The 24,630-nt window shown below is 67.3% G+C and carries 23 protein-coding genes, 1 other RNA gene and 1 pseudogene; 10 read left to right on the top strand and 15 right to left on the bottom strand.

Annotated features, from left to right (window positions below; genetic code table 11):
• From M673_RS04435 to M673_RS04470, 8 genes are all read right to left on the bottom strand, one after another.
• Nucleotides 1-1,215 (bottom strand): cation diffusion facilitator family transporter, encoded by a 1,215-nt coding sequence (locus M673_RS04435; RefSeq protein ID WP_061973919.1) that lies wholly within the window; start codon nucleotides 1,213-1,215, stop codon nucleotides 1-3.
• The gene (locus M673_RS04440; protein WP_187301296.1) at nucleotides 1,212-1,637 is read right to left on the bottom strand and encodes a type II toxin-antitoxin system VapC family toxin; all 426 of its coding nucleotides are present in this window, start codon (nucleotides 1,635-1,637) and stop codon (nucleotides 1,212-1,214) included. The genes M673_RS04435 and M673_RS04440 overlap by 4 nt, the downstream gene beginning before the upstream one ends.
• Nucleotides 1,638-1,642: 5 nt before the next feature.
• Nucleotides 1,643-1,876, bottom strand: coding sequence for a hypothetical protein (locus M673_RS04445; protein ID WP_061973923.1), 234 nt, complete (start codon nucleotides 1,874-1,876; stop codon nucleotides 1,643-1,645).
• Between the two features lie 6 nt (nucleotides 1,877-1,882).
• The gene (locus tag M673_RS04450; protein WP_061977660.1) at nucleotides 1,883-3,007 is read right to left on the bottom strand and encodes an ABC transporter permease; all 1,125 of its coding nucleotides are present in this window, start codon (nucleotides 3,005-3,007) and stop codon (nucleotides 1,883-1,885) included.
• Nucleotides 3,008-3,088: 81 nt separating this feature from the next.
• On the bottom strand, nucleotides 3,089-4,174 hold the full coding sequence (locus tag M673_RS04455) for a microcin C ABC transporter permease YejB (RefSeq protein WP_061973925.1): 1,086 nt from the start codon (nucleotides 4,172-4,174) through the stop codon (nucleotides 3,089-3,091).
• Nucleotides 4,175-4,230: 56 nt separating this feature from the next.
• Nucleotides 4,231-6,111 (bottom strand): extracellular solute-binding protein, encoded by a 1,881-nt coding sequence (locus M673_RS04460; protein WP_061973928.1) that lies wholly within the window; start codon nucleotides 6,109-6,111, stop codon nucleotides 4,231-4,233.
• The gene (locus M673_RS04465) at nucleotides 6,108-8,051 is read right to left on the bottom strand and encodes an extracellular solute-binding protein (RefSeq protein WP_061977661.1); all 1,944 of its coding nucleotides are present in this window, start codon (nucleotides 8,049-8,051) and stop codon (nucleotides 6,108-6,110) included. The genes M673_RS04460 and M673_RS04465 overlap by 4 nt, the downstream gene beginning before the upstream one ends.
• Before the next feature lie 396 nt (nucleotides 8,052-8,447).
• Nucleotides 8,448-9,350, bottom strand: a complete 903-nt coding sequence (locus M673_RS04470) for a c-type cytochrome (protein ID WP_061973930.1) — start codon at nucleotides 9,348-9,350, stop codon at nucleotides 8,448-8,450.
• A 412-nt stretch (nucleotides 9,351-9,762) separates the two neighbouring features.
• Between M673_RS04470 and M673_RS24855 the strand changes: the two are divergent.
• Both M673_RS24855 and M673_RS24785 read left to right on the top strand, forming a co-directional pair.
• Nucleotides 9,763-10,473 (top strand): annotated as a pseudogene (locus M673_RS24855) (3-deoxy-manno-octulosonate cytidylyltransferase); the annotation flags it as partial.
• The gene (locus M673_RS24785) at nucleotides 10,459-11,367 is read left to right on the top strand and encodes a prephenate dehydratase (protein WP_274534675.1); all 909 of its coding nucleotides are present in this window, start codon (nucleotides 10,459-10,461) and stop codon (nucleotides 11,365-11,367) included. The pseudogene M673_RS24855 and the gene M673_RS24785, both read left to right, overlap by 15 nt.
• Nucleotides 11,368-11,644: 277 nt before the next feature.
• Here M673_RS24785 and M673_RS24060 read toward each other — a convergent pair whose 3' ends face one another.
• From M673_RS24060 to M673_RS04485, 3 genes are all read right to left on the bottom strand, one after another.
• Entirely contained in the window at nucleotides 11,645-11,791 is a 147-nt protein-coding gene (locus M673_RS24060) for a DUF1127 domain-containing protein (RefSeq protein WP_148639972.1), read from the bottom strand.
• A gap of 141 nt (nucleotides 11,792-11,932) precedes the next feature.
• The gene (gene nudC, locus M673_RS04480) at nucleotides 11,933-12,907 is read right to left on the bottom strand and encodes an NAD(+) diphosphatase (RefSeq protein ID WP_061973932.1); all 975 of its coding nucleotides are present in this window, start codon (nucleotides 12,905-12,907) and stop codon (nucleotides 11,933-11,935) included.
• Nucleotides 12,904-13,320 carry an HIT family protein gene (locus tag M673_RS04485; protein ID WP_061973933.1) on the bottom strand — a complete coding sequence of 139 codons (417 nt, stop codon included), beginning with the start codon at nucleotides 13,318-13,320 and terminating at the stop codon, nucleotides 12,904-12,906. The genes nudC and M673_RS04485 overlap by 4 nt, the downstream gene beginning before the upstream one ends.
• A 30-nt stretch (nucleotides 13,321-13,350) precedes the next feature.
• Here M673_RS04485 and ffs point away from each other — a divergent pair.
• Nucleotides 13,351-13,447, top strand: an RNA gene (gene ffs, locus M673_RS04490) — signal recognition particle sRNA small type.
• Between the two features lie 208 nt (nucleotides 13,448-13,655).
• On the opposite strand, the gene M673_RS04495 is transcribed toward ffs, so the two are convergent.
• On the bottom strand, nucleotides 13,656-14,258 hold the full coding sequence (locus M673_RS04495; protein WP_061973935.1) for a methyltransferase family protein: 603 nt from the start codon (nucleotides 14,256-14,258) through the stop codon (nucleotides 13,656-13,658).
• Nucleotides 14,259-14,570: 312 nt separating this feature from the next.
• Between M673_RS04495 and M673_RS04500 the strand changes: the two genes are divergently transcribed.
• The 3 genes from M673_RS04500 (at nucleotide 14,571) to recR (ending at nucleotide 17,652) form a co-directional block, all read left to right on the top strand.
• Nucleotides 14,571-16,586: a DNA polymerase III subunit gamma/tau gene (locus M673_RS04500; protein WP_061973937.1), complete on the top strand. Its 2,016-nt coding sequence runs from the start codon at nucleotides 14,571-14,573 to the stop codon at nucleotides 16,584-16,586.
• A 51-nt stretch (nucleotides 16,587-16,637) separates the two neighbouring features.
• Nucleotides 16,638-16,961, top strand: coding sequence for a YbaB/EbfC family nucleoid-associated protein (locus tag M673_RS04505; RefSeq protein WP_061973939.1), 324 nt, complete (start codon nucleotides 16,638-16,640; stop codon nucleotides 16,959-16,961).
• 85 nt (nucleotides 16,962-17,046) lie between these two features.
• Nucleotides 17,047-17,652 (top strand): recombination mediator RecR, encoded by a 606-nt coding sequence (gene recR, locus M673_RS04510; protein ID WP_061973941.1) that lies wholly within the window; start codon nucleotides 17,047-17,049, stop codon nucleotides 17,650-17,652.
• Here the strand turns inward: recR and M673_RS04515 are convergent.
• Nucleotides 17,649-18,128: a phenylacetaldoxime dehydratase family protein gene (locus M673_RS04515; RefSeq protein ID WP_061973943.1), complete on the bottom strand. Its 480-nt coding sequence runs from the start codon at nucleotides 18,126-18,128 to the stop codon at nucleotides 17,649-17,651. The genes recR and M673_RS04515 overlap by 4 nt on opposite strands.
• A gap of 61 nt (nucleotides 18,129-18,189) precedes the next feature.
• On the opposite strand from M673_RS04515, the gene M673_RS04520 reads away from it, so the two are divergent.
• The 4 genes from M673_RS04520 to M673_RS04535 all read left to right on the top strand — a co-directional run bounded on the left by M673_RS04520 (nucleotide 18,190) and on the right by M673_RS04535 (nucleotide 21,539).
• Nucleotides 18,190-18,729 carry a TetR/AcrR family transcriptional regulator gene (locus M673_RS04520; protein ID WP_082639169.1) on the top strand — a complete coding sequence of 180 codons (540 nt, stop codon included), beginning with the start codon at nucleotides 18,190-18,192 and terminating at the stop codon, nucleotides 18,727-18,729.
• Between the two features lie 83 nt (nucleotides 18,730-18,812).
• Nucleotides 18,813-20,048 (top strand): lytic murein transglycosylase, encoded by a 1,236-nt coding sequence (locus M673_RS04525; RefSeq protein WP_061973947.1) that lies wholly within the window; start codon nucleotides 18,813-18,815, stop codon nucleotides 20,046-20,048.
• A 93-nt stretch (nucleotides 20,049-20,141) separates the two neighbouring features.
• Entirely contained in the window at nucleotides 20,142-21,050 is a 909-nt protein-coding gene (locus M673_RS04530) for a cation diffusion facilitator family transporter (protein WP_061973949.1), read from the top strand.
• 162 nt (nucleotides 21,051-21,212) lie between these two features.
• Nucleotides 21,213-21,539: a hypothetical protein gene (locus M673_RS04535; RefSeq protein WP_061973951.1), complete on the top strand. Its 327-nt coding sequence runs from the start codon at nucleotides 21,213-21,215 to the stop codon at nucleotides 21,537-21,539.
• A 194-nt stretch (nucleotides 21,540-21,733) separates the two neighbouring features.
• Here M673_RS04535 and M673_RS04540 read toward each other — a convergent pair whose 3' ends face one another.
• Together M673_RS04540 and M673_RS04545 are read right to left on the bottom strand one after the other, a co-directional pair.
• Nucleotides 21,734-23,761, bottom strand: coding sequence for a PhoX family protein (locus M673_RS04540; protein WP_061973953.1), 2,028 nt, complete (start codon nucleotides 23,759-23,761; stop codon nucleotides 21,734-21,736).
• A gap of 231 nt (nucleotides 23,762-23,992) precedes the next feature.
• Nucleotides 23,993-24,436 carry a glyoxalase superfamily protein gene (locus M673_RS04545; protein WP_061973955.1) on the bottom strand — a complete coding sequence of 148 codons (444 nt, stop codon included), beginning with the start codon at nucleotides 24,434-24,436 and terminating at the stop codon, nucleotides 23,993-23,995.
• Nucleotides 24,437-24,630: the final 194 nt, after the last annotated feature.

Raw genomic sequence — 24,630 nt, forward strand, 5'->3', positions numbered from 1 at the left:
TCAGGCCGGACGGGCGTTCAACGGGCCGGCCGGCGTCGCGGTCTCGTCGCGGTGTGCCGAGCCGTGCGCGCCAGGGGCGGAGTCGTGGTCGTGATGGTCGTGGCTGCAGCCCGGCCCGTGCACATGGGCCGGCACGTGTTCGTGAGCATGCCCATGGTCGTGACGGCCACCCTGATCGTGTCCTTGATCCTGCGAATGATCGTGGTCATGGTCATGGTCATGGTCATGGTCATGGTCATGGTCATGATCGTGCGCCTGCGCGTCGGTGCAGCCAAGCGCGCCGTCGGCGCAGATGTCGCCCTCGACCTCGACCGTCGCGTGGCCAATGGCGAACTCCTCGCGCAGCGTCACCTTGATGGCGCGCACGACGCCTGGCCCGTCCGCGCCCGGCGCCAGCCGCGCGTGAAGCGTCGCGGCGCGGCGCTTCGGGGTAATCATCCAGACATGAACGTGATGAACATCCGCCAGACCCTCGACCCGGCCCGTCAGTCTGCCGGCGATGCCGGCTCCATCGACGCCTGCCGGCGCGCCTTCGAGAAGGACATGCCCGGATTCGCGCACCAGTCGCCAAGCATTGGTGAGGATCAGGAGGCAGACCAGCACCGAGAGGATCGGGTCGATCGGCGTCCAGCCCGTGCGCCAGATGACCAGCGAGGCGACGATGGCAGCGACGGAGCCGAGGAGATCGCCCATCACGTGCAAGAGCGCGCCGCGCAGGTTCAGATCCTCCTTGTCGCCGCCATGCAGGACGAAGAAGGCGGCGATGTTGACGAGAAGGCCGCCCACCGCCACCGCGAACATCGGCCCAGCCAGGATGGGCACGGGGTCCGACAGGCGCCGCCAGGCCTCGAACAGGATGATGCCGGTGATGCCGAAAAGGACGAGACCGTTGGAATAGGCGACGAGGATCTGGAACCGGTCGTAGCCGAAGGAGCGGCGCGCATCGGCCGGGCGGCGCGCCATGCGGATGGCGAGGAAGGCCAGCGCCAACCCGGCGAAGTCCACCAGCATGTGCCCGGCGTCGGCAAGCAGCGCCAGCGAGTTCGAGATCAGCCCGCCCGCCACTTCGGCCAGCATGAAGAGGCCGGTCAGCCCCGCCGCGATCGCCAGCCGGCGCTCGCTCGCATGGGCGGCGTGGTCGTGCCCCTCGCCATGGGCGTGCCCGCCGGCATGGGCGTGCGAGCCGTGGGAATGGTCGTGGTGATGCGCGCTCATGGCAGTTGCAGCCTTTTCGCAGCCTCGAGAATGGAGAGCCGTTCGATAGGCCCCTTGTCGCGCAGACGCTTGTCGTTCGAAACCAGAATCTCGCAGCCTGCCAGACGGGCCGTCGCCAGATGGATCATGTCCGGCAGCTTCGCCCCGATCTCGGCCCGCAGCCGGGCGCTCTCGCGTAGCACCGCGCGGTCGACCGGCAGCGTTTCCACCAGCCCGTCCGCCGCGAGAAGATCCTCGTAGATGCAAAGGAGATCGGATGATGCCTCGGCGAAAGGCTTGGTCAGCACCTCCGCCAGCGTGAGTTCGCTCGTCACGAAGCGGCGCCCCTCACCGGTGAGACGGCGCACGAGACGCAGGAAGTCCGCATGCGGGCCTTCCACGGATTCGATCAGGATATTGGCGTCGAGATAGACCGCAGCCACGGCCGTCAGTCCCACTCGTCTCGAAGCGCACGCACGCGCGCGACGGCCTCCTCGGTGGTGACGGGCCGTGCGTTGGCGCTCTGATAGGCGTCGATCCGCCGGAACAGATCGGACCAGCGATCCGACGCCTCTTCCACCGTCACCGTCACCCGGTGCCCCGGCTCGATCCCGCCGCGCAGTTCCTCGGGCAGGTTCTCGACGGGATAGTCCTCTATCACGATCCGCTTGTGTTCGCCCATCTTACGTCACCGGAAGCTCTTGCGGGGGTCGAAGGCGTCGCGCACCGCCTCGCCGATGAAGACGAGCAGCGACAGCATCAGAGAGAGGACGACGAAGCCGGAAATGCCGAGCCAGGGGGCCTGGAGATTGTTGCGCCCCTGCGCCAGAAGCTCGCCCAGCGAGGGCGAGCCGGGCGGCAAGCCGAAGCCGAGGAAGTCGAGCGAGGTCAGCGTCGTGATCGAGCCGTTCAGGATGAAGGGCAGGAAGGTCAGCGTCGCCACCATGGCGTTGGGAAGGAGGTGGCGGCCCATGATGGTCCAGTCGCCGACGCCGAGCGCGCGCGCCGCGTTCACATATTCGAAGTTGCGCGCGCGCAGGAACTCGGCGCGCACCACGCCCACGAACGAGACCCAGGAGAAGAGCAGCATGATGCCCAGCAGAATCCAGAAGCCCGGCGGCAGGATCGCGGCGACGATCAAGAGCAGATAGAGAACCGGGATCGAACTCCAGATCTCGATGAAGCGCTGGAAGAGAAGATCGACCCAGCCGCCGAAATAGCCCTGCACCGCGCCGGCGAAGACGCCGATCACGGCCGAGGCGGCGGTCAGGATCAGGCCGAACAGGACAGAGACGCGGAAACCGTAGATCAGCCGGGCGAGAACGTCGCGCGCCTGATCGTCCGTGCCGAGCCAATTCCAGTTGCCGATCGTGCAGTTGGGATCACTGACACCGCCGGGGTAACGGGCGCAACGCTCCTCCTTCGAGAAGGTCCAGGACGGCGGCGAGGGGGCGGGAACCGGGATCTCGTTGTTGACGCTGGCATAGGAATAACGGATCGGCGGCCAGACCATCCAGCCATTGGCCGCGATCTCCTCCTGAATGAAGGGGTCGCGGTAGTTGGTGACGGGCAGGAAGCCGCCGAAGACCTCTTCCGGATAGTCCTTGAAGATCGGCGCGTAGTACTCGCCCTTGTAGGAGATCAGCACCGGCCGGTCGTTGGCGACGAACTCGGCGCCGAGCGTCACCACGAAGAGCACGAGGAAGATCCAGAGCGACCACCAGCCGCGCCGATGGCCCTTGAAGTTCTGCCAGCGGCGTTGGTTCAAAGGCGAAAGGCGCGGTGGGCGCAGCGTCTCCATCGGCGGCGCCATCTGCGCCAGAGCGCCGGAATCGGCCTTGGCGTCCTCGGCCTTGATCGTCTCGGGCGGGCGGCCCTGCAAGCTGACCATGGATCAGACCTCCCGCCGCTCGAAATCGATGCGCGGATCGATCCAGGTATAGGTGAGGTCGGAGATCAGCGTGGTCAGGAGGCCCATCAGCGAGAAGATGTAGAGCGTGGCGAAGACCACGGGATAGTCGCGCTTGTAGATGCTCTCGAAGGAAAGAAGCCCCAGCCCGTCCAGCGAGAAGATGGTCTCGATCAGGAGCGAGCCGGAGAAGAAGGCCGAGATGAAGGCGCCGGGAAAACCGGCGACGATGATGAGCATCGCGTTGCGGAAGACATGGCCGTAAAGCACGCGCCGCTCGCTGAGGCCCTTGGCCCGCGCGGTGGTGACATATTGCTTGCGGATCTCGTCCAGGAACGAGTTCTTGGTGAGCAGCGTCGTGGTGGCGAAGGCCGAAAGCGCCAGGGCGATGAGCGGCAGCGTCAGGTGCCAGAAATAGTCCACGATCCGATCCGGCCAGGAAAGCTGGGCCCAATTGTCGGAGGTGAGGCCCCGCAGCGGGAACCAGTCCAGAAACGAGCCGCCGGCAAAGAGAACGATCAAGAGAACCGCGAAGAGGAAGCCGGGGATCGCATAGGCGACGATGATGACGGCGCTGGTCCAGGTGTCGAAGCGCGAGCCCTCCTTCAGCGCCTTGCGGATGCCGAGCGGGATCGAGATGACGTAGGACAGAAGCGTGATCCACAGGCCGAGCGAGATCGACACCGGCAGTTTCTGGACGATCAGGTCGATGACCGTCGCGTTGGAGAAGAAGCTCGTTCCGAAGTCGAAGCGGGCATAGTTCCAGATCATCTCGCCGAAGCGGACATAGGCCGGCTTGTCGAAGCCGAACTGCACCTCCAGCCGCTTGATGAATTCGGGGTCGAGCCCCTGCGCGCCGCGATAGCCCGACGTGTCGCCGCTCTGGGCCGCCAGATCGCCGCCCCCGCCGCCCAGCCGGTCGGCCGCGCCGCCGCCCTGGCCCTGCAGCCCGGCGATGACCTGTTCCACCGGCCCGCCCGGCGCGAACTGGATGACAATGAAGGAAACGGCCATGATCCCGAACAGGGTCGGAATCATGAGAGCCAGACGTCGAAGGATATAGGCGGCCATTCACCGGTTCCAAAGGGGGGCGGTCATGCGAGGGGGAGGGCGGCGGGCGTCGCCGCTCAAGCGCGCCCCGCCGCCTTCGCCTTGGATTCGTCGTACCACCAGAGGCGTTCCACCGGAAACCCGTAATCGGGCTTCTCGTCCCGAAAGCCGAACATGTCCCACCAGGCGATGTTGTGGCCGGGCGAGCCGATATTAGGCAGCCAGTCGAGCCGCCAGCGCAGCACCCGGTCGAGCGCGCGCATGGCGGTGACGAGATCGGCGCGGCTCTTGGCCTCGCCGATCCTGTCGATCAAGGCGTCCACCGCCGGGCTCGCCGTGCCGGGATAGTTGTAGGAGCCGTTCCGCTCGCGCGCCGCCGAGCCGAAGAACAGGCCCATGCCCTCGCGCGTCGGCGTGCCATTGAACGAGAAGGCGCCGAGGATCATGTCGAAGTCGAAGCGGTTCTGCCGGTCCTGATATTGCGCGGCGTCCACCAGACGCATCGATGCGTCGATGCCGAGAAGCTTCATGTTCTCGATCATCTTGCCGTAGACGCGGGCCTGCTCGGGGTCGTTGATGAGGAATTCCAGCCGGAACACCGTGCCTTTCGCGTCCACCAGCTGCGAGCCCTTGCGTGTCCAGCCGGCGGCCTGAAGCAGCGTCGAGGCCTCGCGCAGGAGCCGCCGGTCGGTCCCCGACCCGTCCGAGACCGGCTGGCGCCAGACTTCGCCGAAGACTTCCGCTGGCAGGTCGGCGCGCAGCGGCTCCAGAAGCGCCAGCTCCTCGGGCGAGGGGGCACCCGTCGCCACGAAGTCGGAGTTCTCGAAGGGCGACTGCGAATGGACGCGCAGCCCGTAGAGAAGATTGGCGTTGGTCCATTCGAAGTCGAAGCAGAGATTGATGGCGCGCCGCACCCGCGCGTCCACGAACTGCTGGCGCCGCTGGTTCAGCGCCCAGCACTGGAAGCGCGGCCATTTCTCGCCCGGGATCTGCGCCTTCTTCACGCGCCCGGCGCGAAGGGCAGGGAAGTCGTATTCCGTTGCCCAGGCCCGCGTCGTGAACTCCTCGCGGAACGTCGAGTCGCCTTTCTTGAAGGCCTCCAGTGCGGCCTGCCGGTCGCGGAAGAACTCGACGCGGATCGTCTGGAAATGGTCGAGCCCGCGCGAGAAGGGCATGTCCTTGGCCCAATGGTCCGCTCGCTTCTCGTATTCGATGAAGCGCCCCGCGATGTAGCGGCCGACCTTATAGGGACCCGAGCCCGGGATCTCGGTAAAGCCGCCCTCGGTGAAGCGGCGGTCCTTGAAGAAGCTCTCGGGAACGATCGGGATCGACAGGGCCTGAAGCGCGGTCGGCAGCGTCTGGCGCCCGGTGAAGCGGATCGCGACCGTGCGCTCGCCCTCCGCCGTCACCTCGGCCACTTCCGCCAGCGCGATGGCAAGGCTCGGATGCCCCTCGGCCTTCATCGTGCGATAAGAGAAGGCGACGTCCCCGGCCAGCACGGGCGCCCCGGTGGAAAAACGCGCCTCCGGCCGAAGCTCGAAGCGGAACGTGTTGCCGTCCGCCGAGACCGAGACGCTTTCCGCCAGATGGCAGTAGATCGCGTCCGGCTCGTCTAGGGTGGAGAGCATCAGCCCTTCATAAAGCAGCTCGATACGCGGCGGCGCGTTGCCCTGCAGGATGAAGGTGTTGAACGTGTCGAACGTGTCGGGCGCCTGATTGAGGACCCAGTTCGGCACGGTGAACACGAAGCGCCCACCCTCCGGCGCTTCCGGGCTGGCATAGTCGAACCGCTCGTAGCCGGCGGGATATTTCACATCGCCGAAGGCCGAAAGCCCATGCAGCTTGGTGTCCGGGGGGCTGGCGGCGAAAAGGCGGCCGGGCGCGCTCGCGAGCGCCGCCCCGGCGAGCGCCAGCTTGCCGAAGTCCCGGCGCGACAGGATGCGGAAGCTCTCCGTCACGGCGTGACCGGGGGCTGCGCGGGGGGGATGGCGGGCGGCGCGGCCGGATCGGCCTTCTCCGCCGCCGCCGCGTCGGCCGGCGTGTTGACGGGCACCTCGCCCTTCACCCACCAAGAGAACGGGTCGATCCCGGCATAGGCCGGCTGCTTCTCGGGCATGCCGAACTTGTTCCAGTAGGACAGCCACGTCTGGGTCCGCGTCCATTGCGGCACGACATACCAGTTCCAGAGCATGACCCGGTCGAGCGCGCGCGTCGCGGCGACCAGAGACGCACGGTCCGGGGCGAAGACGATATCGTCGATCAGCTTGTCCACCACGGGGCTCTTGACGCCGGCATAGTTGCGGCTGCCCGGACTGTCGGCCGCAGCCGAACCCCAGAAGTCGCGCTGCTCGTTGCCCGGCGAGACGGACTGCGGATAGTAGGCCATTCCGACGGATTCGAAGTCGAAATTGCGCATCCGATCGATATATTGCGCACCGTCCACGATGCGAACATTGGTGCGGATACCCAACCGTTCGAGTTGTCTGGCATAGGGTTCGAGGACCCGGGTGTCGCTGGGGTCGTCTCCCAGAAACTCGATGGTGAAGGGCTTGCCGGCGGCATCCACCAAGGTCGTGCCCTCCGTTCGATAGCCGGCCTCGCGCAGAAGGGCGAGCGCCTCGCGCAGATGGTCTCGGGTCGCGGCGGGCGTGTCGTAGACCGGGAGCTTGAACTCCTGCGTGAAGACCTCGTCCGGGATCTGGCCCCGCAGCGGTTCCAGATATTTCAGCTCCCCTTCGCTGGGCAGACCCGTCGCCGCCAACTCGCTGTTGAACCAGTAGCTGCTGATCCGCTCGTTCAGGCCGAAGAAGATGTTGCGGTTCATATCCTCGAAGTTGAACGCGAGCGTCAGGGCTTTTCGCACGCGCGGGTCGGAGAATTTCGGCAGCCGGTTGTTGAGAACATAGGCCTGCATCGATTTGACCTGATGGTCTTCGAGCGTCTTCTTGACGACCCGGCCATCAACGGCAGCCGGGAAATTATAGCCGTTGGTCCAGCGCTGCGAGCTGTTCTCGATCCGCCAGTCGTCCAGTCCGCCCTTCTTGAAGGCTTCCCAACTCGCGTTCGAATCGCGGATATAGACATATCGGATACGGTCGAAATTGTAGCGCCCGACATTGACGGGATGGTCGGCGGCCCAGGCATCGGGAACGCGCTCCCATTCGATGGAGTCGCCGGGGCGCCACGAGGCGATCTTGTAGGGGCCGGACCCAAGCGGCGGTTCCAGCGTCGGCTGGGTGATGTCGCGCGCCTTTCCGTTGGCATCGGTTCCCGTCCACCAGTGCTTGGGGAGGACGACGAGATCGCCCATGATGTTGGGAAGCTCCCGGTTCCCGGCCTGGTCGAAGGTGAAGGTGACTTCGTTCTCGCCGGTCTGCTCGGCCTTGACGACGTTGTGATAGTAGCTCGTCCATTGCGGATGCAGCGACCGCAGCGTTTCGAAGCTCCAGAGCACGTCCTCGACGGTGATGGGCTGCCCGTCATGCCATTTCGCACGCTTGTCGAGCCGGAACGTCGCGGACGAATAATCGGGCGCGAAGCGCATGGCTTCGGCGATCATCCCATGCGAGGTCGCGCCTTCGTCGGGCGATTGCGAGGTCAGCGTGTCGTAGATCAGGCCGCCACCGAAGCCGCCGGGGCCGTTTGCCATGCCGGCCGCCGGGGTGCCACGGACGATGAACGGGTTGAAGCTGTCATAGGTGCCGGGCGCGACCTGATTGAGCACGCCGCCCTTCGGCGCATCCGGGTTCACATAGTCGTAGTGCTTGAAGTCGCTCGCGTATTTGGACGGTCCAACCAGCGAGGACCACGTCTTCCATTCGCCTTCCTGGGCCGCCGGTGCGGCGGCGGTGCCGGCTTGTTCCGCCTGCGTGGGCGCCCCTTGCGCGAAGCTGGGCAGCGCGGTGCCGGCGAGAAGCGCGGACGCGAGAAGGAGGGAGGCGGCGCGGGATGCGATCGGCAAGACGAACTCCAGATGGGAGGGGCACGGACAAGGCCGAGACGGCCCAGCCCGTACAGACGGCGGGATCAATATGGCCATCCTCGGGCGGGAGGCGCTTCATACGGCAAAGTGTAATCTTCGCAGCGCTCGTGTCCATGCCCGCAGGTTTTGGCGGCGCGGCGTAGCGGCGGTCTTGCAGCGGCCGGTACGAGGGCCGCTTCCATCACGCGGGGCGAACTGTCGCAGCGGGCGCCGGCTTCCGCGCAAAGCCACCATGAGAAGCAGTTAAGCGTTGCCACAACACGAAAAGGCCGGGCGTTGCCGCCCGGCCTTTTCGGTGTCAGTCGGCTGCGATCACTGCGCCGGGGCAGGGGCCGCCGGGGCAGCGGGGGCGGGCGCTGCCGGTGCGTCGGGCAGCGGAGCCGGCGGGGCCGGAGCGTTGCCGGGGTTCTGCGCCTCGGCCGGGGTCGGCGCCTGCGGCGGTGCCGAGGTCGCGTTGCCGCCGGTCACAGGCACGGCGCCCGATGGCGGGGTGGTCGGCGTCGCGCCCGTGGTGGCGTCGGTCGTGCCGGCGCCCTGTGGCTGCGTCACCGGATCGTTGCCCACCGTGCCGGTGTTTGTGGTGGTGGCCGGATTGGTCGGGGCCGGCGCGGCGGCGTCGCCCTCGGCCGGGGCCTCGGCGGCCGCCTCGCTCGCGCCGGCATCGGGCGCGGGCGGGGGAACCGGGCTGTCGGCCAGCGTTCCGAGATAGGCCAGGAGATCGGCCCGCTCCTGGTCCTTCGGCAGGCCGGCAAAGCCCATGGCCGTGCCGGAAATGTACTGCTTGGGGCCGTGCAGGAAGTGGTTCAGGTGATCCCAGTCCCAGGCGACGGTCTTGCCCTTGGAGAACTCGGTCATCGCCGCGGAATAGGAGAAGCCTTCGTGCGCGGCCATGGGCCGGTTCACGATGCCCCAGAGGTCGGGACCGACCTTGTTGGGGCCGCCCTTCTCGCCGCTATGGCAGGCCTGGCAGCGCTTGAACACGGCCGCGCCCGCCTCGGCGTTGGCGGTCTGCATGATCTTGCCGACCGGCGTCACCTCGTTGGCAGCCGGCGCCGCGCCGCCGCTAGCGGTCGGCTCGGCGGCGGTGATGGCGAATCCCGGCTTTTCCGGCGCTTCGGAATGGAAGATGGCTTCGGCCAGAAGGCTGCCGCCGAACAGAACGAACACGGAGCCCAGAATGGCGCCGAAGATCTTATTGGCCTCGAATGAATCCATGTTGCTGGGCGGCTCCCTCTCCAACCGGCCCGGCGACCGGCGAACACTGCGGACACGTCGTGTCGGATGCCGCAACCCCAGCCGCTTCGCAGCTGTTGCCCCGGCCTCCGTAATCTCATTTCCGTTTCGGGCGGGAAAAGAGAGTTTCTCCTTTCCCTCGAAACGCATCGGGGCTTTTGCCGTGTGACGGCACCCCCTATAAGCCCCCTGGCGTGTCTTTCGATAGCTCGGGAGGCCGGCTGGTTCGCCCTCTCGCGCCAGCCTTCGGTCCCCCAGCTTTCCAAAGGCACGCAAAGTCTGGAAGCGTTCTGACATTCCGTCCGGAATGGATCAAGCGCCCACCTGTCACAGCTCCGTACTATCTCGCGCATTCGGGCGCGAGATGGCGCGCATTCGGGCCGGAATCCTTGTCATGTCCACACTCGTCCTCATTCCCGCGCGCCTTGCCTCGACGCGCCTGCCCAACAAGCCACTGGCCGACATCGCCGGCGCGCCGATGATCGTGCGCGTGGCGGAGCGGGCGCGCGACGCCGCGATCGGCCGCGTCGTGGTGGCGACCGACAGCGCGGAGGTGCTGCGCGCGGTGGAGGCGGCGGGCTTCGAGGCGGTGATGACGCGCGCCGACCACCCGTCCGGCTCGGACCGCATCTTCGAGGCCTTGCGGGCGATCGACCCGGTCGGCGAGGTGGACGTGATCGTCAACCTGCAAGGGGATCTGCCGACCATCGAGCCGGACACGGTGCGCGCCGTGCTGAAGCCCTTCGAGAACCCGGCCTGCGATATCGCGACCGTCGTGGTGGAGATCGCGACCGAGGCCGACGCGAAGGATCCCAATGTCGTGAAGCTGATCGGCACGCCGAACGGCGACCGCCGGCTGAACGCGCTCTATTTCACCCGTGCCACCGCCCCGACGGGCGAGGGTCCGCTGTTCCACCATGTCGGCATCTATGCCTATCGCCGCGCCGCGCTGGAGCGCTTCGTGGCGCTGCCGCCTTCGCCGCTGGAGATGCGCGAGCGGCTGGAGCAGCTGCGCGCGCTGGAAGCGGGGATGCGGATCGACGCCGAGATCGTCGATGCCGTGCCGCTCGGCGTCGACACGGCCTATCAGCTGGAGGAAGCGCGCCGCGCCTTCCGGCCGCCCACGCGCACCGGGCGCATCGCCTTCCAGGGCGAGCGCGGCGCCAATTCCGACATGGCCTGCCAGACCATGTATCCCGGGCTCGAGCCCTTGCCCTGCCCGAGCTTCGAGGACGCCTTCGCCGCCGTGCAGAACGGCGCGGCCGATCTCGCCATGATCCCGATCGAGAACACGCTGGCGGGGCGCGTCGCCGACGTTCACCATCTCCTGCCCGCCTCGGGCCTGCATATCGTCGGCGAGTTCTTCCTGCCGATCCGTTTTCAGCTCATGGCCAAGCGCGGCACGAAGCTCTCGGAGATTTCCGAGGTGCACAGCCATGTCCATGCGCTCGGCCAGTGCCGGGGCATCATCCGGCGCAATGGCTGGAAGCCGGTGGTTTCGGGCGACACGGCCGGCGCCGCGCGCATCGTCTCGGAAATGGAGGAGCGCAACGTCGCCGCCCTCGCGCCGCGTCTGGCGGCCGAGCTCTACGGGCTCGACATCCTGGCCGAGAATGTCGAGGACGCCGAGCACAACGCCACGCGCTTCGTCGTTCTCACACGCAAGGAGGCGGGCAAGGCGCTCTGGGCCGCCAACAACGGCCAGCGCGTGGTGACGACCTTCGTGTTCGAAGTGCGCAACGTCGCGGCCGCGCTCTACAAGGCGCTGGGCGGCTTTGCCACCAACGGCGTCAACATGACCAAGCTCGAAAGCTACCAGCTGGAAGGCAAGTTCGTGGCGACGCAGTTCTATGCCGATATCGAGGGCCACCCGGAGGATGTCGGCGTCGCCCACGCGCTGGAGGAACTGGCCTTCTTCTCCAAGCGCCTCGCCATTCTCGGCGTCTACCCGGCGGCGGCCAACCGGCCCGACATTCCAGCGCCCGCTATCGGCGAATAGGCAAGGGCGGCTTCGGCCGCCGCTTTCGTCATCCAAGAGTCTGTTTGGAAACTCGGCGGCGGAGGGCCGGCGAGGGACTTTTGGGTGTCGCGAGACGCCAACCGCAGTCGATGCCGGCGGCATCGGCGAGGATTGGCAACGAAGCGACAGCGAAAAAGACCCGTTGGACCGACCCGGCCGAGTTTCCAAACAGACTCTAAGGTCCAGACAGCAAAAAGCCCCGCTCGGCGGGGCTTTCGTCATTTGAAACCTTGGAGGCTTCGAAGGTCGCGCGCGCTTAGCGGCCTACGCGGACCATGCGCTCGATGTCGCCGCGCAGAACGCCGATGTCGCTCAGCATGCGGTCGTCCATGCGGGCGAGCTCGGCAACGGTGCGGCGGTGCGAGCGGAAATTGCGGAGGCGGGAGGCGATGTCGGTGATCATCGGATTGTTCCAGTGGGTTCGTTCGTTGACCCTGATATACGCCTCCGACCTGCCTTCTAGGAGAGCAAACTCTGCACGCCAGTTGTGCAGCCTGCGCATGGCATGACCAGTTCGCTCTTCATCTTCGGTTAAGCTTCTGCCTCAAATGGCGGCAATCGCACTCTCTTTGCCTTCGCAAAAGGCACGGATCAGATGGTGCGCGATGGCGAACGGCGCTGGCAGCGTGATGCCCTCCTCGTGCCGCTCCTCCAGCATGGCCCGCACCGCCTCGCGGCTGAACCAGCGGCAGTCCTCCAGTTCCAGCCCGTCGAAATGGATCTCCCGCGTCAGCGCATGGGCCATGCAGCCGATCATCAGCGAGCCAGGAAAGGGCCAGGGTTGGGACGAGTGGTAGGCGACCGCGCCGACCATGAGCCCGGCCTCCTCGAAGGTCTCGCGCCGCACCGCGTCCTCGATCGTCTCGCCCGCCTCGATGAAGCCGGCGAGGCAGGACCACATCTTCTCGGGAAAATGCGGCTGGCGCCCGAGCAGGCAGTTCCCCGCCCCGTCATGCACCAGCATGATCGACACCGGGTCGGTGCGCGGAAAGATCATGTGGTCGCAGGCCGTGCAGCGCCGCCGAAAGCCTGCCGAATCGGAGACGGTGGGCGAGCCGCAACGCCCACAGAAGCGCGCCGAGCCGTGCCAGTTCAGGAGATGGGCGGCCTGGGCCAACTGGCCTTCGGTGTCCGCGTCGAGCGCGGCCCGCATGGCGAGTGCGCGCAGATCGAGCATGGGCAGGCCGCCCAGCCTTCGCTCCACGCCTTCGCCCTCAAGGCCGAGCGCGGCGATCCGCTCCGCTCCCAGTCGGGCGGCAAGGCGGGGTTGGCCCTCTGCCGTGTGGCCGAGCAGGATCTCGATCTCGGTCTCTCCGAGGATCGCCCGGGCGGCGGGCAGGTCGAACAGCGCATCCACCGCCTCGCCCGCCGCGCGCGCCAGCCAGAGCCCGTCCGCCTGGATGTAAAGGCCGGCGTCTTCGTGCGCGAGCGCCTCTTCAAGCGTCGCCTCGCCCCTCGTTTCCCCGTCGCGGACGAGGCGGTTGCCGGCAAAGCCGAGGCGAATGGGCTGATCTGTCATGACAGGCTTTCTTGCAGGCGGGCGACGGTCGCCTCGGCCTCGAACGGGGAATAGGCTTGGCGCGAGCCGAACCCCCAGACGGGGGCGGGCCAGTTCGCATCGCCCGAGGAGCGCGCGACGACATGGAGATGGAACTGCCGCACCACATTGCCGAGGGTGGCGATGTTCATCTTTTCGGCGCCGGCAAGCGTCTTTAGCGCCTGCGCCACGCGGCAGGCCTCGGCGTCGAGCTGATGCCGGTCGGCTTCATCGAGGTCGAAAAGCTCGGTGATGCCCGGGCGGCGCGGCACGAGGATGGCCCAGGGCCAGCGCCGGTCGTTCATTAGGAGAAGCTGGGACAAGGGCAGGTCGAGGACAGGAAACGTGTCGGCGCGAAGGCGCGCGTCGAGTTCGTGATCGGATGCGGCTTGCATTCGGCTGAATTCTCCACGATATGAGCGGCGGGAGGTTGGTGGTGGACGAGCCGCTCGCCAACCGGGTCAGGTCCGGAAGGAAGCAGCCCAGGTGAATCCGGCGCGGGTCATCGTGCCAGCCTCCCACCCTTTTCCTCGCCCTTTTTCAGCGCTGCGCCAAGCCTCGACCGGGGCGGGGGTTTTCGGCTCGCGCGTTTTGGAGCCTGGGACGAAGCCGGCTGGCGTCCTTTCCCCGCTCACATCGTCGCTAATGCCGAGCCGCACTGCCGGCATCGCTCAAGCCTCGCGCCTCGTGATCGGGCAAAACACCTAGCCCGCATGTCCTGTCCTGAGGTCTAGTAGACGTAGAGCGCCGCGTCGATGACGCCGGACTGCTGTAGGTGCTCGATCGTCTCGAAGGCGGGAATGGCGGCGAAGAAGAACAGGCCGTCTCCGAGCGTGCGATACAGCCGGTGCGGCGTCACGGTCAGCGTGTTGTCGTCTCGAAACAGGCGGGGGTCGGGCAGGAAGCGCGGCACGCGCGCGCAATAGGCGAGATAGGGCGCGCCGAACAGCGCCGCGAGATGCTGCTCTTCGCGCCGGATCACCACGGAAAAGGCGAGCCAGGTCAGAAGCGCGAAGGCGAGCGCCATGAGGAGGCTGCCGGTCTGCGCCCCCATGCCGGCCGCGGCGATCGCTGAAAAGACGTAGAGCGGATTGCGCGACATGGAGTAGGGGCCGACATCGACGATCTCGCGCGCCTTGCGCCCGCCGATATAGAGCGTGCACCAGAGCCGGCCCAGAATCCCGATCGCGATCAGCGCCGCGCCGGCCATCTCGATCGTGAAGTGATTCGCCTCGCCCCAGACCGGCCGGATGAAGAGAAGCGGCGCAAGGCTCGCCGCCAGCCCCAGTGCCAGCATGAGGCGGCGAAGCTTCTGGAACCGGGACAGGGTCATGGAGCGGGCCTCTTCTGGGTGCCGGCCCAATGGGCGGCAAAGGGGAGCGGCAGGGGGCAATGGGCGATCGTATTCGTTCCTCCTCCAGTCTGAGCGGAAGGCGGCGACTTTGCGGCGCGGTGCCGCACCATCCCCGGATTTGCCGGCTTCGCTTTTTCGTGGGCTGGGCTCTTTGAACGCCGGGCTTTCCGAAAGCCTGCTTGCCGATCGGCCCACATCCGGCCAAAAGCCGCTCGGGACGGCCCGGGGCGGGTTCCAATCGACGCCCGTTCCTTTAGTGTCCGGGCGCAAGGCGCATCTAGACGAGACGGCATGGCTGAGAGCACGCACGACCAGGGTGAGACGGGACGCTCCACGGGCTCCTATCGCGTGCTTGCGCGCAAGTACCGGCCGCGCTCCTTCGACGACCTGATCGGCCAGGAGCCGATGGTGCGCACGCTGACCAACGCCTTCGAGGCGAACCGCATCGCCCAGGCCTGGATGCTGACGGGCGTGCGCGGCGTCGGCAAGACCACCACGGCCCGCATCCTGGCCCGCGCCCTGAACTACGAGACCGCAACGGTCCACCAGCCGACCATCCACATGATCGAGCCGGGCGTCCACGATCAGGCCATCATGGAAGGCCGGCATGTCGACGTGGTGGAGATGGATGCCGCCTCCCACACCGGCATCGACGACATTCGCGAGATCATCGCCCAGGTGCGCTACCGCCCCGTTTCGGCGCGCTACAAGGTCTATATCATCGACGAGGTGCACATGCTCTCGACGCAGGCCTTCAACGGCCTGCTGAAGACGCTGGAAGAGCCGCCCGAGCATGTGAAGTTCGTCTTCGCCACGACCGAGATCCGCAAGGTTCCCATCACCGTCCTGTCGCGCTGCCAGCGCTTCGACCTGCGCCGCGTCGACCCCGCCACGATGATGGCGCATCTCAATCGCGTGCTCGGCGCCGAGAAGGTGGAGGCCGAGGAGCCCGCGCTGCGGCTGATCGCCCGCGCCTCGGAAGGCTCGGTGCGCGACGCGCTGTCGCTTACCGATCAGGCCATCGCCCATGGCGCGGGCCATGTCTCGGCCGCCACCGTGCGCGACATGCTGGGTCTCGCCGACCGCGCCCGCGTCGTGGATCTGTTCGAACTTCTGATGAAGGGCGACGGCGCGGCCGCGCTGCGCGAGTTTTCCGAGCAGTATCAGGCCGGGGCCGATCCGGTCGTGGTGCTGACGGATCTCGCCGATTTCACCCATCTCGTCACCTCGCTGCGCTTCGTGCCGGAAACGGCGGGCGACGCCTCGCTTTCGCCCGACGAGGTGGAGCGCGGGCGCGACTTCGCCGCGCGCCTCTCCGTGCGCACCCTGTCGGAAGTCTGGCAGATGCTGCTCAAGGCGATCGAGGAGGCGCGCGCCGCCGCCTCGCCGCGCCAGGCCGCCGAGATGGCGCTGATTCGCATCGCCCATGCCGCCGACCTGCCCTCGCCGGACGAGCTCCTGAAGCTCCTGCGCGAAGGCGGCGACCAGCTCGCCCGCATCGGCGCTTCGGTCGGTTCCGCCGGTGCGGGGGCGCGTTCCAATAATGGGGGGCCGAACGGCGGCTCGCCCAATGCCGGCTCGCCGAATGGCGGCGGCACGACAGATGCCCGCGCTTCTTCGCCCTCGGGCGGCGAGGGGCCGGGTGCCCCCGCGCCCGTCATGCAGCTGCGCACCATTCCCGGCGGGGGCCAGTCGCTGGCCGCGCGCATGGCCGCGCCCGCGCCGGACGCGCAGCCCGCCCGCTTCGGCGCGGCGGAGCCGGTGGCGCCCGAGGCCATGCCGGCCTCCCTGCGCGATCTCGAAAAGCTCGCGACCGAGAAGCGCGATTCGCTGATGAAGGCGCGCATTCGGCGCTATCTGCGCCTCGTGCGCATCGAGCCGGGGCGGCTGGAATTCTGCCCGGCCGACGGCGCGCCGGTGACGCTCGCGGCCGATCTGCAGAAGCGCCTCTTCGACTGGACCGGAGTGCGCTGGTCGATCAGCGTGGCGCCGGGCGGCGGCGAGACGCTGGAGGAAATCGAGGCCGCGCGGCGCGCGGCGCTGATCCGCGAGGCCGAGGCCGACCCGGATGTCGCGGCGATCCTGGCCGCCATGCCGGGCGCCAAGGTGCTCGAGGTGCGCCTGCGCGGCGAGCCCGAGCCGGAAGCCACGCGGGAACCTGCGGAGCCCACGGAGGCTTTCCTCGCCGATGACGGTCTGCCCGAGCAGTACGATGTCGGCGAGCCCGACCTTGGCATGGGCGGGCCGGATGACGACATGGAGTTCGACGCCTCGCTCGATCCGAGCGAAGCCGAAGACGACGACTGACCGAGACCGCCGGACACCGGCGACCAACCCAGCCAAGGAGCGCAGCCCGGCATGAAAGATCTCATGGGCATGATGAAACAGGCCAAGGCCATGCAGGAGAAGATGGGCAATCTGCAGGCCGAGATCGCCGAGGCGAGTGCCACGGGCCAGGCCGGCGGCGGCGTCGTGTCGGTGACGCTGAAGGGCTCGGGCGAGCTGGAGTCGCTGAACCTCGACCCCTCGCTCCTCAAGGCCGACGAGAAGGACATTCTGGAAGACCTGATCGTCGCCGCCCATGCCGACGCCAAGCGCAAGCTCGACGCCCTGATCCAGGAAAAGACGCAGGCCCTCACCGCCGGCCTGCCGCTGCCCCCCGGCCTCAAGCTGCCCTTCTAGTCCTTCGCCCAAGGCCTGCCTGGGCGGCCCCGCGCGGCCGCCCGCTCCTCGTTTCGACGACCCCTTCCCGAAAGCAGACGTCCGCATGGCCAAGTCCATCGCCGGTCCGGAGATCGAGCGGCTGATCCAGCTTCTCGCCAAGCTTCCCGGCCTCGGCCCCCGCTCGGCGCGCCGGGCCGCGCTGCACCTCGTGAAACGGCGCGAGCAATTGCTTCGCCCGCTCGGCGCCGCCATGGCGGAAGCGGCCGAGGAGGTGAAGATCTGTTCCAATTGCGGCAATATCGACTCGCGCGACCCTTGCACGATCTGCACCGACCCCGCACGCGACCGCTCCACCGTGGTGGTGGTGGAGGACGTGTCGGACCTTTGGGCGCTGGAGCGGGCCAAGGCGCTGAACGCCAGCTACCACGTGCTCGGCGGCGTCCTGTCGCCGCTGGAAGGCGTCGGGCCGGACGATCTCACCATCCGCCGCCTGGTGGAGCGCGTCGCCGAGGGCGGCATCTCGGAGATCGTCATCGCAGTGAACGCCACCGTCGAGGGCCAGACCACGGCCCATTACATCATCGACCAGCTCGACGGGTTCGAGGTCTCGGTGACGCGCCTCGCCCATGGCGTCCCCGTCGGCGGCGAGCTCGACTATCTCGACGAGGGCACGCTCTCGGCGGCGATGCGCTCGCGAACGAAGATCTAGCCGGCTGCCCGCCGCGCGTCCGCGTCGGCGCGCAGCCGGTCGCCGCCAGTCATGAAGGGGCCGGTCGGGGCGCGTTCGGGCGCGAAGCCGGCAAGGCCGCCGGGGCGATCCAGATTGACGTAGATCCCCTCGACCCCGCCTTTGGCGTGATAGGCCTCGTGCCAGAAGCCGCACGTCTGCGCGTCGCGCGAGAAATCGCGCCACCAGAGCGAATGCGGCGTCGCGCGCGTGAAGCGCTCCAGACTCTCGGGGTCGCGCCAATATTGACGAATGCCGACATGGTTCCAGCTATAAAGGAACTGCTGGTCCCAGAGCAGCCCTTCCGGTGGCTGGTCGCGCAGGCTTCGCAGCCCGCGCCCGATGCGCATCAGCGCCGGCACGCCGCGCCAGCCCCGCACCTGAAACCCCAGAAGCACGAGAACAAGATCGGGATGGGCCGAAAGGTCCACCGTCTGGCGATACGGTTTGGCTTGCATGACGATGCCCTCGCTGTTTACATCGTAAACGTAACGCGGAATGTGTACGGTGTAAACAGGCATGGCCACCGAAGACGGATCTTTGCGCGAGCGGCTGATCGCGGTGGCGGTCCAGGCGCTGGAGCGTGGCGAGAGCGATGTCAGCCTGCGTGCGTTGGCGCGCGAGGCCGGTGTCTCGGCCATGGCGCCCTACCGGCATTTCACCGACAAGGCCGCGCTGATGGGAGCCGTCGCCGGCCATGGCTTCGAGCAGCTTCGCGCCGCCGTTCTCGAAGCCGACGCGGAGGCGGAGGGCAGCGCGGCCGTGGTGGCGCAGGGGCTTGCCTATTACCGGTTCGCGCAGGCCCATCCGGCGCTGTTTCGCCTGATGTTCTCGGGCGCCTGCGACACGCCGAGCCCAAGCGGCGAGACGGCCTATGGCGTGCTCGCCGCCCGCGTCGCGACGCTGACCGACGATCCCGACGCCGTGCTCGCCTGCTGGGCCCTGGTGCATGGGCTGGCGGTGCTGGCGCTCGACCGCCAGGGGGCGCCGGGCGCGGGAGTGACCGGTGATCCCGCAAGCGTGCTGCGCCTTCTGGCGGACCGGCTCGCGAAGGCGTGAACCCGACCGCCACGAGATCGGCGCAAGCTTGGCACAAGGAGCCTTCCGGCAGGAGTGGGACTTGCCTCGGGGGATTTTCGGACATGATGAAGCGCCTTGCGACCCTCCTCGTCGCCTTCGCGGCCCTTGCGAGCCCGGCGGCGGCCGCCTCCAAGCCGGAGATCGAAGCCGGTTTCCGCCGCTTCCTCGACACGGAAATCTGGCCGGAAGCGCGGGCGGGCGGCGTTTCGCGGCCGGTCTTCGACGCCGCCTTTCGCGGCGTGAAGCCCAATCTCACCCTGCCCGACCTGCAATTGCCCGGCGAGAAGCCGAAGGTGGAGGAGGTGAACCGGCAGGCCGAGTTCCAGAGCCCCGCCGGCTATTTCAACGAGCAAAAGATCGCCGGCGTGGTGCAGAAAGGCCGGGCGCTGCTCCAGACCCATGCCGCGCTTCTCAAGCGCATCGAGGCCGAAACGGGCGTGCCGGGGCCGATCGTGCTCGCCGTCTGGGGTCGCGAGTCCGGCTATGGCGCGGCGAAGATTCCCTACAACGCCTTCGAGGTGCTGAGCACCAAGGCCTATCTCTCGCGCCGCAAGGACATGTTCCGAGCCGAGCTGATCGCCGCGCTGCAGATCGTCCAGGAAGGGCATCTTACCGTCGCCGACATGAAATCCTCCTGGGCCGGCGCGCTCGGCCAGCCGCAGTTCATGCCGTCCAAGTTCCGCGCCCTTGCGGTGGACGAGGATGGCGACGGCCGCCCCGACATCTGGCGCTCGGTGCCCGACACGCTGGCCTCGATCGCCCATTATCTCCAGAAGAGCGGCTGGCAGCGGGGCCGGCCCTGGGGCTACGAGGCGAGCTTCCCCGCCGGCGTTTCCTGCACCGGCGAGGGGCCGGACCGGCCGCGCCCGATCGCGGATTTCGCCAAGGCCGGCGTCGCGCGCGCCGCCGGGCGGCCCTTCCCAGCAGCGGAGCTTGCGCGCCCCGGCCATCTCCTGATGCCGGCGGGCCGCGCCGGGCCGGGCTTCGTCGCGACGCCCAATTTCTACGTCATCAAGGAATACAACAATTCCGATCTCTACGCCCTGTTCATCGGCCATGTCGCCGACCGGATCGCCGGCGGCGGCGCCTTTGCCGGGCGCTGGCCGGGCGCCTCCGGCCTGACGCGCGGCGACGTCTCGCGCCTGCAGGAGCGTCTTCAGCGCGCAGGCTACGATGTCGGCGGAACGGACGGGCTCGCCGGCTTCAAGACGCGCCGCTCCATCGGCGAGGCGGAGGAAAAGCTCGGCCTGCCCGCCACCTGCTGGCCGACGCCGGCCCTCGCCAAGCGGCTCGGATGACGCGTCTTCGGCTGAAAAGCGGTCGCGGCTAAGCCTGCTTCTTTAACCCCGCTGCCCTAGCTCCTTGGCAACGCCAGAAAGGAGCCGAGACCCATGCCCGCCGCGCCCGAGGAAAGCACCGTCTTGAAGCGATCCATCGCGATGACGCTGCTCGTCGGGGCGACGGGGGTCGTCTTCGGCATTCTCTCGGGCTCGCTGTCCATCGCCTTCGACGGCGTCTTCTCCGTGGTGGACGCGTCGATGACCGGCATGGCGCTGCTCGTCACGCAGCTCATCGCGCGCGACACCAGTCGGCGCTTCCAGATGGGCTTCTGGCATTTCGAGCCCATGGTGCTCGCCTTCAACGGCGGGCTCCTTTCGCTCCTGTCCTTCTACGCCTTCGTCAACGCGGTGGGCACGATCCTCGACGGCGGCCGGGCGCTCGAATTCGGCTGGGCCATCGTCTACAGCTTCTTCGTGGTCGTGGTCTGCGTCGTCATGGCGCTTTATGGGCGGCGCGCCAACCGCGTGATCGGCTCCTCCTTCATCGCGCTGGACGTCAAGGGCTGGACTATGTCCGCCGCGATCACCGCCGCCCTGCTTGGCGCCTTCATCGTCGCCTTCGCACTGGAGGGCACGGCCTATGCGCATTGGACGCCCTATGTCGATCCGGCGATCCTCGCCGTCCTGACGCTCTGCCTCATTCCCATGCCGTTGCGGACGGTGGTGCAGGCCGTGCACGACATCCTGCTGCTCGCCCCGGCCGATCTCGACGCCCTGGCGCGGCGCGTGGCGGACGAGACCGTCCAGCGCCACGGCTTCCTGCGCGCCCACACCTATGTCTCCAAGGCCGGACGCTCGCGCATGGTGGAGATCCATTTCGTCGTCCCCAGGGACCGGATGTTCGGCACGATCGACGCCTTCGACGCGGTGCGCGAGGAAGTCGGCGCGGCCATCGGCGGCGCCGGCCCGGACCGTTGGCTGACCTTGGCGTTCACGGGTGACGAGAAATGGGCGGTTTGATCGGGCGGGCCGGGCTTCGATCCATCGATAAGAGCTTGGGCGATGGATCGGCTTTCTCCGAAGGGGCGTTTGATAGCGTCCTGAGTTTCAGTGCATCCGTTAACGACTCTTAATTTCGACAAGCTATAGGATGGCGTCGAGCGTGATAACGGAGGGGTATCGTTGAACCGTTTCGATCGCGACCGTTTGATCGAGCGCGTCAAGATTGCTGCCGGAGCTATTGCTATAGGCGGCGGGGCAAGTTTCGCCGTCTTCGAACTCTACGGAGCTTGGAGCTACGGGACGATCCGAGCACGCAGGCAGGGGATCGTGTCGATGCACGAAAACCCTGATGCCTTTTGGTTCTCCGTTGGTGTCTACGTGTTCTTTTTGGCTATGGTTTTGGCGGGAGCCGCCTTCATGGCCTGGGTGCGGAGCGGAGTGAAGCCGCCGAGAGCTCCGAGACCGCCCATGTTGGACCAAACCAAAATCGGTAAATTCGACCCGTAAAGCACATCGCCCATGCTCTTGGGCTTTGGTGGCGAGGTCCAATTTCGCAAAGCCCTTCCCGCAAGGTAATGGGCAGCTAGCGACCTTGGGGTTTTATGAGCAGGCTTGTTACCTGCAAGCCCATGCAAAGCCTCCGCCCATCTTACAAAAAGGCCCCCGGATCGCTCCGGGGGCTTTGTCGGATGCCGCCGATCTCAGGCTATGCGCCCGCCGCCTTGCCTGGTGATGGCGACCACCGAGGGGCGGGTCGGCATGTCGGGCTGGAAGTCGGGCCAGCGGGTGGAGAGGTCCTCGTAATAGGACAGACGGCCGAAGCCTTCCCAATCCTCCCCGCCGTCGCCGGGATGCTGCACGGCGACGAAGGCGGTCTGCATGTCGGGCAGGAGCAGGGGGCCGCACATTTCCGCGCCCACCGGCACGCGGAAGAAGAGCTTCGAGGTGCCGCGCGCCGCGCCTTCCGTCTCCACCGCCCAGAGCCCGTCCGTGCGGCCGGTGCCCTTGGGCGAGTTGCCATCTGTGGAGACCCAGAGCCGGCCCTCCGTGTCGACCGAGCAATTGTCCGGCATGCCGAACCAGCCGTTCTTCGTGGTCTCCGAGGAGAAGGTGGCGCCGACCTCGGCGACGCTGGGGTCGCCGCATTTCAAGAGCACTTCCCAGCGGCCCTTGGCGGCGGCGAAGTCGCCGCCCTCTTCATGGATCTCGATAATGTGGCCGAAGGCGTTCTTGGCGCGCGGGTTGGCGGCGTCGACCTGCTCTTCCTTGCGCCGCGTGTTGTTGGTCAGCATGACGTAGACACGGCCGTTCGTGGCGTTCGGCTCCACGTCCTCCGGCCGGTCCATGGGCGTCGCGCCGAGAAGATCGGCGGCGCGGCGCGTCTCGATCAACACGTCGGCCTGGGTTTCGAAGCCGTTCTCGGCGGTGAGCTTGCCTTGGCCTTGGACCAGCGGCAGCCATTCCATCGTGCCGTCCTCGCCGAACTTGGCGACGAAGAGCGTGCCCTCGTCGAGAAGGCGCATATTGGCGGCGCGGTCGCCCTCGACGAAGCGATCCTTGGTCACGAACTTGTAGACATAGTCGAAGCGCTCGTCGTCACCGAGATAGAAGACGACCCGCCCATCCTTCGAGACGATGGATTCGGCGCCCTCGTGCTTGAAGCGGCCGAGCGCGGTGCGCTTCTTGGGCACCGAGTTCGGGTCCATGACGTCGACCTCGACCACCCAGCCGAAGCGGTTCGGCTCGTTGGGCGCCTTGGACACGTCGAAGCGCTCGTGAAAGCGCCCCCACTGATAGGTGCCCTCGGGAATGCCCATGCGCTTGTAGTTGGCGGCCTCGCGGTGGCCCTCCGGCAGCTTGCCGGTGAAGTAGCCGTGGATGTTCTCCTCGGCCATGATGTAGGTGCCCCAGGGCGTGACGCCGCCGGCGCAATTGTTGATCGTGCCGAAGACGCGGCGCCCGCTCGGGTCTGCTGCGGTCTGGAGGCGGAGGTGCCCGGCGGCGGGGCCGGTCAGTTCCATCTCGGTTCCGGCGGTGATGCGGCGGTTGAGCGCGCCGTCCCGCACCACCTGCCACTTGCCCTCCACCTTGCGGATTTCGACCACCGTGCCGCCATGGGCGGCCATCTCGATGTCGACGCGCGTCCGATCGGCGTCCTTGATAGCGAGAATCGGGATCTTCTTTTCCGGGTTCTTTTCGTCCGCCTTCTCGCTCAAGCTGACGATGCCGGGGAACATCAGATGCTCGTTCGTGTATTCGTGGTTCACTACCAGCAGCCCGTGCTCGGACGAGCCGTTCAGCGGAATGAAGCCGACATAGTCGTTGTTGTAGCCGAACTGGCGGGCCTGGGCCTCCGGCGTCTGGTTGCGCGGGTCGAAGGCGGACGAGTCGGCAAAGAGCGGGTCGCCCCAGCGCAGCAGCACGTCGGCGTCGTAGCCGCTGGCGACATGATGCGTCTCGTCCACCCCGGCCTCGACCTCGGTGAAGTCGAAGCGCGAAGCCGGGCCTTCGGCCTTGGCGTCGCCCGCGCTCAGGAGCGCCACCGGGCCGAGCGTCGCCGCGATGGCGGTCGTGGCCAGCGCGCCGCGCAGCAGGTCGCGGCGCGAGAAGCGGGCGGTGATGATCTCGCCCATGGTGCGGTTTGCGGTGGGGTTCAGACCTTCGCCATCGGCATCCTCGAGCCGGCTGGTGGGAAAGGCGGCGTGGCGGGGCAGGGCGTGCTCGGTCATCTCGGGTCCTTCGCGCTAGTCTGGAACGGTTCCAGCGCGCCCTAGGAGGCCGAGATAACAGGCCCATGACACAAAGCACGCGAGGCTTAACAAAGCCCGGCGCCGCCGCGTCAACTCAGGAAAAGGTGATGCGAACGCGATCGGGCGTGATCGCTTCCTTGGCGCCGGATCCCGATTTCAGGCCCGTCCGCCAGCCTTCGCGAGGCCGGCGGATGGGGGAGAAGGGAAGAGCTACCAGAGCAACTCGACATGCGGGCGCCCGTCAGAAGTCTTCTCCAGCGTGCGGCCGGTCCGGTCGACGCGGCAGGAGACGCGCTGGCGGAAGGCGGAAAAGCTCTCGAAGGTCACGACGTCCACCGGCTGGTCGAAGCGAAGAACGAGGCGGAACCGATCGGCCTCGCCGGGCAGCGCCTCGATGCCGAGGATGGATGCCTCGAAGGGCTGGCCGAGATAGAAGCCGCGCACGCGCGCTCCGACCCGGTAGGGATCGAACGCGCCGCGATTGCCGACGCGGGCGTGAAGCGTGTTCCAGTCGCGATAGCCATATTGCGCGGCGACGAGTTCGAGCGCCCGCGAATGGGTCAGGCTTTCGCCACCGCGCGACAGAGCGGCGCGCAGGCGCTTGGCCTGATCCTTCAAGCCTTCGAGCGCGGGAAGGGGTGCAAGATGAGTCATAGCGGTCTCCACTCTCGGCATGTCTTCGAGGCGAGGGGAGTCCGCGTTGCCGCTCGCGACATGCCTGAACAGGAATGACCGATAAGCCGAGATCGAAGAGAGCTTCACCAAGGTGTCGAAACGCCTGCGGACGGCCGGGGCTCTCTGCCCGTGGCCGTCCTTATACAGCGAATTTGCGGTGTTGGGTAGCGGGC

The sequence above is a fragment of the Aureimonas sp. AU20 genome (genome assembly GCF_001442755.1).
Classification (GTDB): domain Bacteria; phylum Pseudomonadota; class Alphaproteobacteria; order Rhizobiales; family Rhizobiaceae; genus Aureimonas.